10 protein-coding genes, 1 other RNA gene and 1 pseudogene are annotated in these 14,943 nt (G+C 42.9%); 2 read left to right on the top strand and 10 right to left on the bottom strand.

Annotated elements, in window-relative coordinates; all coding sequences use genetic code 11:
* Nucleotides 1–21 precede the first annotated feature (21 nt).
* The 4 genes from SK47_RS16155 to SK47_RS16140 form a co-directional block, all read right to left on the bottom strand.
* A complete protein-coding gene (locus tag SK47_RS16155; protein WP_048244675.1) occupies nt 22–1,566 on the bottom strand; it encodes a GMC family oxidoreductase in 1,545 nt (514 codons plus the stop codon).
* Nucleotides 1,567–1,686: 120 nt separating this feature from the next.
* Nucleotides 1,687–3,237, bottom strand: coding sequence for a GMC oxidoreductase (locus SK47_RS16150; RefSeq protein WP_048244673.1), 1,551 nt, complete (start codon nt 3,235–3,237; stop codon nt 1,687–1,689).
* A 403-nt stretch (nt 3,238–3,640) separates the two neighbouring features.
* A complete protein-coding gene (locus SK47_RS16145) occupies nt 3,641–4,948 on the bottom strand; it encodes an MFS transporter (protein WP_048244671.1) in 1,308 nt (435 codons plus the stop codon).
* Nucleotides 4,949–5,049: 101 nt separating this feature from the next.
* On the bottom strand, nt 5,050–6,252 hold the full coding sequence (locus SK47_RS16140; RefSeq protein ID WP_048244669.1) for an amidohydrolase: 1,203 nt from the start codon (nt 6,250–6,252) through the stop codon (nt 5,050–5,052).
* A gap of 235 nt (nt 6,253–6,487) precedes the next feature.
* Here SK47_RS16140 and SK47_RS16135 point away from each other — a divergent pair, with 235 nt between their 5' ends.
* Nucleotides 6,488–7,366: a LysR family transcriptional regulator gene (locus SK47_RS16135; RefSeq protein ID WP_048244667.1), complete on the top strand. Its 879-nt coding sequence runs from the start codon at nt 6,488–6,490 to the stop codon at nt 7,364–7,366.
* Between the two features lie 541 nt (nt 7,367–7,907).
* On the opposite strand, the gene SK47_RS24485 is transcribed toward SK47_RS16135, so the two are convergent.
* A complete protein-coding gene (locus SK47_RS24485) occupies nt 7,908–8,123 on the bottom strand; it encodes a 5' nucleotidase, NT5C type (RefSeq protein ID WP_075262104.1) in 216 nt (71 codons plus the stop codon).
* Between the two features lie 80 nt (nt 8,124–8,203).
* Here SK47_RS24485 and SK47_RS24480 point away from each other — a divergent pair.
* Nucleotides 8,204–8,437 (top strand): annotated as a pseudogene (locus SK47_RS24480) (ExbD/TolR family protein); the annotation flags it as partial.
* A 76-nt stretch (nt 8,438–8,513) separates the two neighbouring features.
* Here SK47_RS24480 and SK47_RS16125 read toward each other — a convergent pair.
* The 5 genes from SK47_RS16125 to smpB all read right to left on the bottom strand — a co-directional run bounded on the left by SK47_RS16125 (nt 8,514) and on the right by smpB (nt 14,875).
* Complete coding sequence (locus SK47_RS16125) at nt 8,514–9,389, bottom strand: ankyrin repeat domain-containing protein (protein ID WP_053071086.1); 876 nt, start codon at nt 9,387–9,389, stop codon at nt 8,514–8,516.
* A 711-nt stretch (nt 9,390–10,100) separates the two neighbouring features.
* A complete protein-coding gene (locus SK47_RS16120) occupies nt 10,101–11,339 on the bottom strand; it encodes an ankyrin repeat domain-containing protein (protein WP_048244665.1) in 1,239 nt (412 codons plus the stop codon).
* 1,205 nt (nt 11,340–12,544) lie between these two features.
* Nucleotides 12,545–13,774 carry an integrase domain-containing protein gene (locus SK47_RS16115; RefSeq protein ID WP_181007764.1) on the bottom strand — a complete coding sequence of 410 codons (1,230 nt, stop codon included), beginning with the start codon at nt 13,772–13,774 and terminating at the stop codon, nt 12,545–12,547.
* A 165-nt stretch (nt 13,775–13,939) separates the two neighbouring features.
* Nucleotides 13,940–14,303, bottom strand: a transfer-messenger RNA (tmRNA) gene (ssrA, locus tag SK47_RS23355).
* A gap of 89 nt (nt 14,304–14,392) precedes the next feature.
* Nucleotides 14,393–14,875 (bottom strand): SsrA-binding protein SmpB, encoded by a 483-nt coding sequence (gene smpB, locus SK47_RS16110; RefSeq protein ID WP_003863115.1) that lies wholly within the window; start codon nt 14,873–14,875, stop codon nt 14,393–14,395.
* Nucleotides 14,876–14,943: the final 68 nt, after the last annotated feature.

Genomic DNA, 14,943 nt, shown 5'->3' with positions numbered 1-14,943 from the left:
AAAAGGCGGGCTTGATTCCTGTTAGGCCACTGCCTGCTGTTCTTTAACGGCGGTGGCGTCACTTTCTTCCAGTTTTATTATCAGCCTGTCCGCGACGTTGGCCGACCAGGCGGCAATAGTCAGGCTAGGCGCGCCGCCTGGAGAGGCTGGTAGCGCAGATGAGTCGGCAATGTACAATCCAGGATGATCGAATACTTCACCATCCGCACCGACCACGCCATCCGCATTTGACGTCCCCAGACAGGCTCCCCCCATAGGGTGAACGGTAACCGGATTACGCGGCGCATAGATTTTTGTCTTAGTACGCGCCTTAATGTTTTTTAACTCATCACTAATGTCTGTATAAATACTGTTCTCTTTTTTACTGTAATTAATTTTAAACTTACCGCCCCTAGTGGTGACGGAGCCGTTGCTGTCGTCGCCGCCAAAGGCAATGATGACCGATTGTTTACGTAACCAACGCTTAAGGAACGACGGTACAGGGATATCGTCCAGGCCCTGAATGCTGGCGCGAAGGACAATCACTCGCTCGTTAGTGGAGTCCTTCAGGCGGAAAGGGGAAGCAATAGGCATACCTTTCGACAGATCGGTAGCGCTGTTCTCTTTCCAGACGCCGAAGAAGTCACCGTTACCACTGAATTTCTGGCCGAGCCGGGGCATACCCGTGAGACCCCCTTCAATGTCGCGGCTGCGAAGTAGCAGTCGCAGGGTATTCAGGGCTCCGGCAGCCAGAATAAGATGTTCTGCCTGTACGCTTTCTACTTTACCACTAAGATGATTGCGATAACGCACTTCATAGCGCATGGACGTGTCTGCTTGCGATTCAAGCCTGTAGATCGACAGGGCTTCACACATCTCTTGTACAACCAGCCCCTGTTTTACCGCAGGCCAGATAAAGGTAAAGTCGAGGGTGGTTTTTGCCCCCGAAGGCGAACCCAGGAAGCTGTTATTTTTCATATCACACTCCCAGCGCTCGATACCATTATGATCCGTTATTTTGACCGGGAAGCCGGGCTGTTCTGGCACCAGCATGCCGATTGCCGGATCGCCGAGGGGGGTGAGCAAGCCATCATAATTCGCTTCTTCGATGCGGTTTGGCGCTTTGTCGGCAGCAGTAAGCGGACGGGCATTAAAGGCTTTAATGATCTCGTCATAGTAGCGCTCCATTTTCTCCTGGGTAATCTCCGGATGATGGTTATCCCAGTAGTTTGCGGCCAGTGGCCTGTCCAGAAAACCGGCATAAACATGGCTGCCACCACCGACACCCGACGAGCATATGATATTGATACCCTTACCGGCGTAGGCTTCGATAAAGCCTTTGTTATTAAGCGTAAATGTCTTTTTGAACAGGTGCGAGCCTACCGTTCTCAGACCATGCGTAAAGGCTTTATTTCCCTGGGGGAGTGGCACGAGATTTTTGAGTCCGATTGAACGGTTCGGCACCGTATCGCGCCAGGGACCACGCTCAAGCATTAAGACATCTCGGCCCGCAGCGGCCAGGCGTCGTGCGGCAATCGCGCCGCCAAAACCGCTGCCAATAATCAGTACTTCAACTTGCTTTGTCATTGACCAACCTTGTAACTGATCCCGCCGGGACACTGTTAAGCGGACATCCGGGTGGGACGGTGGGAAGGGCGGAGCGGCTGGCTAAACTGCTCCGTTCGGAAAAATTCACGCTTTGGGGTACTAACGGGATTGCGAAGCCGGATCGTGCTGTTGCAAAGACTCATGCCTGAGCGTGTCGAGGAGTCTGTCGGCAACGTTGGCAGCCCAGACGGCAATGGTCAGGCTGGGTGGTCTGCCAGGGGACTCGGGTAGCGCGGCCGCATCGGCGATATACAGGCCCGGATTGTCAAACACCTCACCGTTGGCACCAATCACGCCGTCCTGATTAGAAGTACCCAGACTGGCGCCTCCGAGGGGCTGGACGGTGACGGGTGAAGAAGGGGAGTAGATTTGGGTACCGGTCCTGGCTTTAATCTCACTGACTTCGTTATCTATCTCCTGATAGACGTGACTTTCCGCCTTGTTATAGGCCACGTTGAATTTGCCACGTTTTAAAGACATTACGCCGTTGTTATTATCTTTGCCCAGCGCAACGATAAAGGCGTTTCTTCGAAACCATTTTTTAAGGAAGGCGGGGCATGGCATGTCGTCCAGTCCCTGGATTGCGGCGCGCAGTACCTGAACGGATGTGCTGGTGGAATTTGCCACCCGGAACGGGCCGCACAGGGGAAGGCCGGTTGAGAGATCGTGAGTGCTATTCTCTTTCCAGAAACCGAAATAGCCGCCATTGGTCCCAAATCCTTTACCCAGGTGCGGCATACCCACCAAGCCCGAGCTATCGTTACGACTGTTCATCAGCAAACGGACCGTGTTCAGACAGCCTGCGGCTAAAATCACATGCCGGGCACGCACATGTTCATTCCTGTTTTTATGATGATCGCGATAGTGGATTTCATAGCGCATACCGTCAGCATCGCTTGTTTGTAGCCTGTGTATGTCAGTAACTTCGCACATATCACGAACAACGAGGCCACTGCGTATCGCAGGCCAGACAACCGAAAAATCGAGCGTGGTTTTGGCACCTGTGGGGGAGCCAAGAATGCTGTTATTCTTATATTCACACTCCCAGCGCTCTACACCATGGGTATCCACGACTTTGGCAACAGTGCCGGGATTTGCAGGAAGCAGGATCCCGATAAAAGGATTAGCCATTCCCTGCGAAGATAATGTTCCATAGTAACCGGTCTGGCTGAGATTATTCGGCACGCGATCGTCATCGTTAACAGGTCTGGCCTTCAGAAGCGCCAGAATTTCGGCATAATAACCATCCATTACCGTTTTTGATAACAGGGGATGACGATTGGCCCAGTAATCGGGATCTGAGGGTTTGGCCAGCATAGCGGCATAGACGTGACTGCCCCCACCGACGCTGGAGGAGCAGATAATATTAATGCCTTTACCACTAAAGGCTTCAATAAATCCTTTTTTATTAAGCAGGACAAATTTCTTTAATCGGTGCGAACCGAGCGATCTTAAACCGTGCGTAAAGGCTTTTCTTCCCTGAGGCAGAGGCGCAAGGTTATCAAGGCCAAGCGAGCGATTGGGTACCGTATCGCGCCACGGACCTCTTTCCAGCATCAGCACATCGCGTCCGGCATCCGCAAGACGTTTCGCTGCAATTGCACCGCCAAAACCACTTCCTATAACAACTATTTCTGCCTGGTTTTTCATTAAGACACCTGAACTTTTGAATAGTGATTTTCCTGCATCAATGATGAAAATCTGGTAGTAAAAATAAATAACTCAGTTAATGTGGTTATTATTGTTAAGGGCTGTGTTGTTTCATGTTGCAAAATCATTGTCTGGAGTAAATAAAAGAGCTACAAGGTAGAAAATGTATCAATTATTAATAGATTATCTTTCCCGCTTGGTAAGTTAGCGATTTCTATGTGTTTTTTTAGAAAACTATCGCTGCATGAAATAAAACTCACAATTAAAGTGAATCAGTTTCACAAAAAAAACTTAATGAAAGGGCTGAGTCAGGTCAATTTTTTCAATATAAAGATGAATGGCGACATTAGAATGCCGCCATTTTCATGATGACGAATTTAAGAAGAGATTTATAAGCTAAAAATTAAAGGCGCCTCACAGCAAAAAACAGTGAAACCAGTCCGCCGATGAGTACTATGCCAACCAGTAAATACATAACAGAAGAAAAGTTTTGGGTTAAACTTAATATCAAACCTATTAATACCGGGGATAAAGCACCAAAACCTACCGCCATTCCATTCAGTGCCCCTGCGGCAGAGGATATCGCTTCAGAAGGAACCATACCTTGCAACAAGGTAAATACACAGGGAAGTTGCATTGATGAGGCCCCAATACCAAATGATATCATTATCGCAGCTATGTTATTGTTAGTGATATTCACTCCAGCCAGAATGCCAGCAGCGCACAACAGGGCAGAGATAAGCATAATTATCCCTTTTTTACCCGTTCGATCGACTACAATTCCGGAGGCGATCTTGAAGAGTAAACCAAAAATAAAGGGTAATGATGACATCCAGCCGACATTAGACCATGAAAAACCGCGTTCAGTATTCAGATAGGTTGGAAGCCAGGTAACAACTCCCCATGACAACATTGAATTTGAAGAGAAAATGATTAGCAGCATCCAAAAATTAGCATTGCAGAGATAGATTTTAGAACGCGTAATGATTGATGGCTTTTCACTTGAATTACTTACTAAGTTATTGGTTTTTCCGCTTTTCTCTATGATCTCAAGCTCATGTTTATTGATATATTTGTTTTCGCGTGGCGTATTTGTTGCGAACAAATAAATCAAGATAAGAGGAATCAAACTTAACGCAAAGGAGAAATAAAATGTATGCCGCCATGAGTACTCTGCAATTATCCAGGTAAAAACAGGCATGGCGACAGCTGGGGAGAGAGACTGTCCTAAAATCCATGCTGTATTTGCTCTTCCTCTTTCTCTGGGTGGAAACCAGTTTTTGATAAATGTATTTTGCATGGGATAGTAAAGGCCTTCACCCAACCCTAATAATATACGAGTGCCTAATAACATCCCAAATATACTTGATAACCCACCCAAAAGAAGAGATAAGCTTATAATGATATAGGCTATAAGCATCGCTTTTCGGGGGCCAATGAGATCACCTATAGGGCTTAACACAACATTTGAAACTCCATAGGTAATTAAAAACAAACTCATTAATAATCCGATGTATATCGGTTTGCCTACCAGATCCATCTCTTGTAAAAACTGAGTGTTTGCAGCAATGATAGAAATATTAACGCGGTCTAAATATATAACCGAAAGGCTAATAAAAAGAATCGCTAACACATAAAATCTTTGCCGGGTCGGTTTCTGTGCGATTTCTTCGATATCTACTCTTTGGGAAATATTATTATCACTGTTCATTTTTATTCCTTATCGGCCTGACGGGTGGTAAAAAACAGTTTCTGTTAGCCTGAGAAGTAAAGTGGTTTACCTTTTAAATATTTATCTCATTGTCAATGCTGTTAACTGTTTTTTGCCTCAGTAAGAAACCATTGGCGAGCAAGTTTTTCCCAAAAGTATGCACCTAACGTAATGTTTTTGTCGTTAAAATCGTAAGACGTACTATGAAGATCTCCACCAACAACGCCAGTGCTACCATTCCCAATCCACCCATACGCCCCTGGTACTTCTTTTAGCATGAACCCAAAATCTTCAGCGGTCATAGCAGGGCGGACATTAGTATTAGCATTATTTTCACCCACCATTTCGTCCATGACTCTTGCCATAAAATTAGCTTCTTCAGGATGATTAGTGGTGTTGGGATAGCCCGCCCCGTTAATAATCACCTCGGCATGTGCATCATGTGCTTCAGCTATATAGTGAGAAATACGTTTTACACCCTCTAAAAGTAATAATTGAGTGTCATCTGTCAGAGTCCGACATGTTCCAGAAATTCTGGCTTCAGCAGGTATGATGTTCGGGGAGCTTCCCGCCTCTATTTTACCTATAGTCAGAACCGCTGCATCCAGTGGATTAATACGGCGTGAAACTAATGTTTGCAGTTGTGTAACTATGGCGCAAGCTATCGGAACAGGATCAATAGTCGAATGTGGCAGAGCGGCGTGTCCGCCTTTACCTTGAACAATGACTTCAAATGTAATTCCTGAAGCCATAATTGGGCCGCTTTTTATACCCATCTGTCCTTGAAGTAAATCTGGCCAGTTATGTAATGCAAAAACCGCCTGGCAAGGAAATGCTTTGAAAAGTCCTTCATTCATCATGACGCGAGCTCCGGCACCGCCTTCTTCCCCTGGCTGGAAAATAAGGTGAACAGTGCCATCGAAATTACGATCGGCAGAAAGAAGTTCAGCAGCACCGAGCAACATTGCTGTATGTCCGTCATGACCACAAGCATGCATACATCCTTTATGCTTACTTACATACTCGAAATCATTAGCTTCTTCCATTGGAAGAGCATCTATATCAGCTCTGATTCCCAGAGCTGGGCCCGGGTTATCAGCACTACGATTAATCCCATATATGCTGCCAACAATACCTGTAGTCGCCAGACCACGTTTGAAGGGGACGCCCAAAGTAGTGAGGTACTCGGCGATTTTCTCTGACGTACGATATTCTTCAAATTTCAGCTCAGGATACATATGTAAATCATGTCTAAATTCTGTGAGACGTTTCACATTTAGCTTCATTTCATTTTTATAGGACATACCATAACTCTCATTATTCATAGGGTTTAGAAGTAAGTTTTTAAGGAGGTAAAGCAATTTTTCATTTTTTAGTGAGTAAATTCACATAACAATTCCTGGTCACTGGATTGTTTAATTATTATCTCGACCGCCGCTCGACACGGGCTTGAACCCACTCAACAGGAATGATAGATATACGGTGGGTATAACGTAAAATACCTTTTAAACATCTCACTCATGCCATTGAGGTATAACTATGGAACTACGCCAATTTCGTTACTTCACCACAGTGGCTAAACTGGGTAGCATCAGTCAGGCGGCCAAAGAACTTCATATCGCTCAGCCAGCGTTAACTCGTCAGATCCAAAAGCTGGAGGATGATTTGGGAGTGCTGTTATTGGAACGAACGGGAAGGGGAGTAACGCTTACAGATGCCGGCACTCAATTCTGGTTAGACGCGGAAAAGTTGCTTGATGCTGCAGGCGCAGCAAGGGAGCGAGCGTCACGTGCTTCACGCGGAGAGAGTGGAAATATCTCTCTTGCTCTTCCTGTTATACAAAATGCAGCCCCCTCAATAACGAGTTTGCTCAGAAAATTTAAAAACGAGGTGCCGCATGTAGGTATCACTCTTCACCATCTTGTTTCGGAGGTTCAGCTTAAAAAGATTGCAGAAGGTCAACTGGATGCAGGCTTTTTATTATTCAGACCTCAGAATGATCCCTCATTTGAGGGGATCCCCATTTTCAAGGAAAGAATGTTATTAGCATATCCCTCAGAATGGCGTTGGCCAGATAATAAAAAACCTCAATATTTGAGAGAATTACAGGATTTGGATTTTATTTGGATCCCAAGAACTGCTGCGCCTGTATGGCATGACAGACTCATACATTGCTTTTTCAAAGCAGGTTTTACACCGCGTTCCGTTATGCAGGGTGTTGATGCGGTATCGATGCTAACATTAGTATCCGCTGGAATGGGATGTACCATTGTTGCGGAGGGCACCCAACATTTGGCACCGCCTAATGTAACATTCTTGACTTTAGACGATTTAAATTTGATACAGGAATGGGAGTTAGTATGGAAAAAAAAACGTTGCTCGGAGGTTTTGAAAAAGCTGATACAAATGATTGAATAAATAAAAGTTAACTGATAGTTGAAAATCGCGTTTACTTCAAGAGAGAAACAATTAAGACGTGTTAGTTATTTTAGCTAATCTCATTATGGCGTTACAGGGGAATTAGTTTGATTAATTGGTATTTGTATTGTTTTTAAAAAATTCTGAGGCTAAGTAACGTTGATTCCCTGTTATTCAATGAAGAACCAACTCTCACTGAGTTCATTCACAGAAATTGGTCGTGCATATGAGATAAATACATACTAAAGTAAAGTATTCTGCATAAGTGTCATGCGTTTTTAGTTGCCAGTTTAAACATCTGAAAAGCGAGATCTTGAAGCGAAGTACTGTCCATTCAGACATCCTCATGAAGAAGTTCCCAAAACTCTACGTACCTTATTAAGTTAAGTAATCCCTAATCTTTCGGCCAACGCAATGTCAACTGCGACACTGTTAAATAGGTGAACTTCCGCTTGCCGCTTACAGCAGACCTCGCCACGTTTTATGCGGTCCGCTAAGTGCCAGAAGCGATAATTGTAAAAGTGTCGTCTCATGAAAACATTCAGTTGAATCCAGGCACTGTACCGCAGTTTATTACGATTATACATTGTGGGAATTTACCATTCAGCAGTAAAATACTTTCAATTTCCAGCAAGTTGTATATACGGTGGAAACCTCTGACCGGCTTATTATGTGGTATGGAAAACAAAATACCTTCTCCACGAAATTGCCCGAAATGCCGTGCGTTATCATCGATAAGAATATGCGCATTGAGCATACTTTTGCTGCTATAGACACTATATTCATCGGGCTGATTAACGGAAAATGCTCCGCAAGATAGCGGGATTTACCTCAACTAAACCACAAAAAACCATTATTTCCCTCGGCGCCAATGAACAGCTGCAGTTGGACGGCCAACCGCTGGTCCTTGATAGGTTGGTACAGACCCTGAAGCAACAGTAGCAGGAAAACCAAACTACCACCGTTATCGTGAACAGCGATAAAGACGTTGCGGTGGAACGCCTGATTGCAGTGTTGGAGACCTTACATCAGTGCGGCTCCTTCTCCATTTCCATCCCCACACGGAAGTAAAGATATACATCTACTTTATCGCTCACGTCTTGCCGTTAGCTGGCTACTCGGGTTGTGCTTCGGTAAAGTCTCAGGGTTAAATATTTTTGTATTGAATTATTTCATCGTAGAGATCGCGATCTTTCAATAAATCTGTATCCACTGTTATATTGCAGTCGATAAGTAACTTTATAAAAGATTTACTTGCATGTTTTATAATAGGTAATCCAGAGTTACCAAGACAAAATGTTACATGGCTGAGGTCTGTAATTTCCTTTGCTAACGTAATGATTTCTTTAGTCTCGTTTTCATCGATAGATAATCTGCACTGGTTGCCTATACCAAAATCTATTCCTTGTTGATTCAGTTCATACATCAACTCTATACTGGAATATGTTAAATGTTTAAAAATGACGGGTGAACGGTCTTTTAAATGAACAGAACAAGCCAGCGCGATATCGTACTGGCTTGATTGCAGAAAATCAAAAGCAGTCTGGCCATTATGATCCCTGTGATTTATATCACAGCCTGCTTCAATTAATAAAATATAGATACCAGCGAGCAAGGGGTTGAAAAGGAGTGTACGCCCATGATTATCAAGTGAATGGATATCAAGGCCTGACTTGATAAGTAGTGTCATTACTTCTGGTGTGACGGAAAAGTTCGGAAAGGCTAACCGACCAGACTGATCTCTGTGATTGATATTAATTCCATTGCGAATAAGGAGTTCAATGATATTTTTATCATTGATATGGAATAATGCATTTTCTGCCTTATTATCCAGGTGGTGAATGTTTATTCCCGCATCAATCATGGCCTGCGCCGCCTTGAGAGTGCGACAGTGAAATAATGCATTTTGTCCATGCTCATTGAGCGTATTGATATCTGCACCCATCTTTAGTGAACGAATAACATCTTTTCTTGATTTGGCTGTGAACAGACTGTCATTGTTTTTATTATTTTTGTTTTTCATTATATATCTCCTGCGGTTTATAATAAAAATAACAATAACCAATGATTTTTTATTTTTCAAATTTATTTTTAATTATTTTTTGCATGAAGGTGCAATATAGGTTTAAAATGAGTGGCATAAATGTCAGGTGGAATAATAAAATTAACTTAAGATTGTAGAGTGGTTATTGTATTTGTTTGTCGGAATAAATAAAATGGTAGTTCTTGCTATTATTCATATAACAAAAACCATAGGTTCTGTTGGGACGTTATTAGCTATATCATCAATACCTGATTATATGTCTAAAATATTTTTAGACTGGTGTGTAATGTACGGTTGCCATATGTTTTTGCTCTCCGCTGAAAATTGTTGTTAAGATTAACAATGAAGATGATGGATACAAATAATATGTTGTTTATTAATGTTTGTTTTTATGTGATGTAAAAAAATGGCTTATCTCCTGGTTATTCTTTCCTCCTGTAGCGGATTACAAAATCAGCATTTAAGTTCATTTAGCGGGGCGGAAATTTTACTGTACTCTATAAACTGCGGTGTTTTTTATTTTGTCAGAGCGCCAGGAACACTATTCACACAACCTTTAATTATACGTAGCATGTCAGAGGGCGCTGACAGCTTTATCACGCTGTACAGTGACCCTGTTGACTGCCGGAGCATAAAGTCTTTATGTATGCTCCTGCGGTTGAACAAAAACTGAAAATGAGAAGGCAGTCCTCACAGCCTTCTTTTACCGTTAGCGTGTTTTTTATCCGATTTCATAATGATTTTGATTTCTTTACTTTCCCTGAGTGCAAGATAGGAAAGGATTTCAGTGCGAACCTCTGGTTCTTCAATATCATTAACGTTTACCTTAATATTATTCCTTATAAACCACTTAATAATTTCCTTGTTTTTTAAACTGACAAGCGGCGTATCATACCATGAGCAAAGCGTAATGTGGCTGATATCAGTGACTTTCTGCACTTCAGTAATGAATTTTTTAATGTCTTTGTTGGCGTATCTTACAACGCAACGCTCATTGATTTTGTAATCGATATTCTGGCTTTGTAATATTTTGATCAACTCAAGGCAGCCAAAAGTGAGACGATTAAAAATTAATGGTCTGGCTTTAATCAGGTGAATGTAATGCGTTACTACGCTGAGACACTGATCAAGTTGACGGTTGCTGAATAACATGGTCTGTATGTATTCAAAGACGGTTTCCCCATTGTTATTAACACGATTTATATCGCAACCATTGTTGATTAAAATGTCTGTGATTGATTTGTTATAAGGGTAAAAAATTAAGCTGTTTCCATAGTAGTCCAGTATGTCAGGATCAAGGCCTGCAGCGAAATAAACATTCAGCAATTCAGGAGTAATGCCGGTAATATTAACAGGATTATGACCGTATATGTCCCTGTTGTTAACATTTATACCTCGTTGAATGAGCAGGCGTACAACGTCAGGTTCACAGTTGTAAAAAAGCGCATTTCTTCCAAAGCTGTCAGTGTGATTAATATCGATACAGCTGTCGATTAGTTCTCTGGCTGAGCTTTCGCTGGCCGCAAAGAAAAGAGCATTTTTATCTTCAAGGTCAGTATGGTTTATGTTGATTCCATGTTTTACCAGTAACCGGGCAGATTCAGCGTCATTGGTGTAAAAGAGCGCATTTCTGCCCAGCGTGTCTGTATGGTTGATATCAACCCCGTTCTCAGTCAGTATATTCATAGTTTCTGAGCAGGGTGCATAAAAAAGTGCATTCCTGTTGAACGTGTCAGTATGGTTAATATTTATTCCGGCGTTAATCATTGCTTTCATAAGTTCAGGGTATTTGCAATGAAACAAAGCATTCTGGTTCGATGAACTGAGTGTGTTTATGTCCACCCCTGCCTTTAATAGTTTTTTGAGTTCTGCGGGTGATTTTATTTTGAAGAGGTTCAGTGTGTTTTTGTTCTGTGATTTCTGGCTCATGTTTTATCTCCTTTGTTATAATGTTAAATAACAATAATCAATGAATTTTTGTTTTTCAAATTTATTTTTAATTATTTTAAATGCGAATGATGAAATTTTATTGCATATTAATATGAGAGATAACTTTCTGACATAAAGATAAGAGAGTAATAATTGAAAAATAACGTCTGAATCGATAGCGGATTTATATTCGAATGGATCATTATTTAGCATGCGTTCTCCGATAGTGGTTTGATATACGACAATAACGTCAGGGAAGCTTAGATGCTGATCCCACATAGTCTGCAGAAGAACGTGCACAGTATTACCGTATCAGCAGAATGAACAGCATTACAGGCAGGTGGCACGGGGGCCTGCTTTTCTTTTCTGACCAAAGGGAAGAAAAGCAAGGGCAATCCGGAGAAGCAAGCGCAGCGGCTTCGCAGGGTTAGCCCTTGCTTCATTTCGTATAATAATAAAAAATCGTAGGGGGCTATGTTATTATATAAATACATAAAGCTTCTTTTGTATTTCTTTTAAAGCTTCTATTGTAGTTTAGGAGAAGTTCCGAGTCCATCGCTTTGGTAGCTTAAAGGAAGCTAAATGAAAAGGCTGTTTAAATGTTTCGCTTACAATGATTTTAACAACTTCTCTTATAGTTTAAGAGAAACACCAAATTCATTGTTTTAGTAGCTCAAAGGAAGCTAAATGAAACCTTTGTTTAAATGCTTCACTTGCATTGATTTCAAAGGCTTCTCTTGCAGAGTTGCCAGGGCTTGTAATATATATCTTCGATTGTGCAAGTGAAGTCCTGAAATACACTTCTTTAGATCAGTATTATAATGGCTATAAAAGTGAATGGTAACTGTGTAGGTGTGAAATCATTATCGAACATAAAGTTTTCTTAGTTCTTTTTTTAAAGTTGATTGCCTGTAAGTAAAAATTAGTTTTATTTGGCAGGGTTGTGATGAATTATATCTTCATTTAATTATAAGTAACGAGGGGAGGGGTATGGATTTTTTAAAAAATATAATGGCATTACCAGATTTAATATTAATTATAGAAATAAATTATTCACAGGAATGGATGTTATTGAAAAATGATTTATTAATAATATATGTCATCAAGAGTTTTTGCTGATATCTATCCTGTATTATGTACAGTTTGTTATTTGCCCCATGTATGGGGAAATTGGAAAGGCTACTGATTAGTAGCCTTTCGTCCATTCAGGCAGCAAAAATTTTAAGCTGTTGCGCCTGGACATACTCTCCCCACCACTGCATGAGAGCTACTCGTTCGGTAATATATTCCGCCCGATTATATGCAGCGATAATTTCGTCTTTTTTTGAGTGGGCAAGGGCCGCTTCAAGTGCATCTGTCCTGAATTTTCCTGACTCTTCCGCTGCCGTTCTTGCAATAGATCGCATTCCATGGGCAACAAGTTCACCTCCAAAACCCATACGGATAATTGCTGCGTTCGCTGTTTGTTCATGCATATGGTTTAATGGAGCCTTTATGCTGGGAAATACCCACTCGCGGTGCCCACTGATTGATTCCATAGATTTAAGTATCCGAAGAGATTCTTTGCTTAATGGAACCTTATGAGGTTTTTTCATCTTCATAAATTCAGCCGGGATGTTCCACATGCTGTTATCCATATCTATATCAGACCATCTTGCACGGACAGCTTCACCGGGGCGAACCCATGTGAGAAGTTGCCATTCAATCAGTAGTCTTGTTTCTAAACGGACAGATGCATTGTTCAGTGCTGCCAGAAAACGAGGGAGTTCAGAGGGGGGTAGGGCAGGCATATTCTGCTTTTTAGGCTTACTGAAACGTTGGCCCAGATTATCTGCGGGGTTAAATTCAATCAGCTCTTCTGTCGCCGCCCAACGGAAGATTTCATTCAACCTGGAAATGAGCCGTCGCAAAGTTTCCAGTACTCCTCGTTGTTGAATTGGATCAAGATGCTGTTTTAAGAGCTTGGGACGGATCTCATTGATTGGCACATTACCCAGACCGGGGAAAATATTTCGTTCAAGGCTTCGCCAGATGTCGTTAGCATGGTCCTGGGAGATGCCTGACGTTTTGACTTTCTCATCAAGCCACTTCTTGGCTACTGCTTGAAATGTATGTTCCGTTGCATCTTTTAGGGCATTGGCTTTCTGGGTGTTATGAACTTGTGGGTCTATACCATTTGCAAGCAACGACAAGTATTCATCACGTAAAGCTCGTGCCTTGGCAAGTGTAAGATGAGGATAGGTTCCTAAGCTCACCTTAGTTCGCTTTTTGGTCACAGGCACTGTATATCTGAAATACCAATTTTTCTTCCCTCCCTTCGCCAGGGGAGCGATTCGCAGGAGCAAACCATCGCCGTCAAAAAGGTTAACCTCTTTCTCGGCAGGTTTGGTGCTTTTGATTTCAGTGTCAGTAAGCTTCTTAGCGATTTTTGCCATTTTGGGACCCTCAAGTTTTGGACCCTTTATTTTGGGTCCCAAAAAGGGTGCCATAACGAGTAGCTTCTAGCAATTCTCGGTAGACTACCATAGACGTAAAAAAGCCCGCAGACCTTGCGCTGTGCGGGCTTGGTAGACTTCATTGGACTTCAAATAACTAAAAAGTGGTGGAGCTGGCGGGAGTTGAACCCGCGTCCGAAATTTCTACATCCTCGGTACTACATGCTTAGTTTGTCTTTACATTCGCACGCCAGCTGCGGACAGACACGCCACTAACGAACTAGCCTGATTAGTTTTAACGCTTCAACCCCAGGCAGGGTTTCCACGCGATCTCTTTTGGGTTTGACCTCTCTTTGATCCCCGTCTTAAGAGCGGAAGCTAGGGAGAGAGGGCTCTTAGCAGGTTATTAAGCTGCTAAAGCGTAGTTTTCGTCGTTTGCGACTATTTTTTTGCGGCTTTTAACGAGGCAAACCGCCCCTCGGCATGCACCTTGGGTTTCGCAAATCCCGTCGAATCCAGAATCAGCCCCAATAGTGTTGAACTCAGTATACCAGATTTTACTTCCTCGACACCAGCCCGAAACGCTAACTTATTGAATAGTACAATAAGCGCGCAGAATCAACGTCCTGCGTTTTTCATGATACGTGCTTTGTCGAGCTGCCACTCGCGTGCTTTCAGGTCAGTACGCTTGTCGTGTTGTTTCTTACCTTTCGCCACGCCGATTTTCACTTTGCACCAGGCGTTTTTCCAGTACAAAGAGAGTGCCACCACTGTGAAGCCTTCACGGTTGATGCGTCCGTAGAGGGATTCCAGTTCGCGCTTGTTCAGCAGCAGCTTACGGGTGCGGGTAGGATCGCAAACGTAATGTGAAGAGGCGACGGTCAGCGGCGTAAAGTTCGCGCCGAACAGGAAGGCCTCACCGTCTTTCAGGATCACGTAGCTGTCGCCGATATTGGCTTTCCCGGCACGCAGCGATTTTACTTCCCAGCCCTGCAACGCAAGGCCGGCCTCGAATTCTTCTTCGATGAAATACTCGTGGCGAGCACGCTTGTTAAGCGCAATGGTCGCCGAACCAGGTTTATGTGCTTTTTTCTTCGTCATAAGTGTCGTAAAGCCGTCGGTAATCTGATTTTAAAAAGTCACCTCATTGCGTCCTGTGAGGTCTAACG

The organism is Enterobacter sp. BWH52, from assembly GCF_001037565.1.
GTDB classification, from domain to species: Bacteria; Pseudomonadota; Gammaproteobacteria; order Enterobacterales; family Enterobacteriaceae; genus Enterobacter; species Enterobacter hormaechei_C.
Note: the sequence above shows the minus strand (reverse complement) of the source record. Positions and strands in the feature narration are given on the sequence as shown.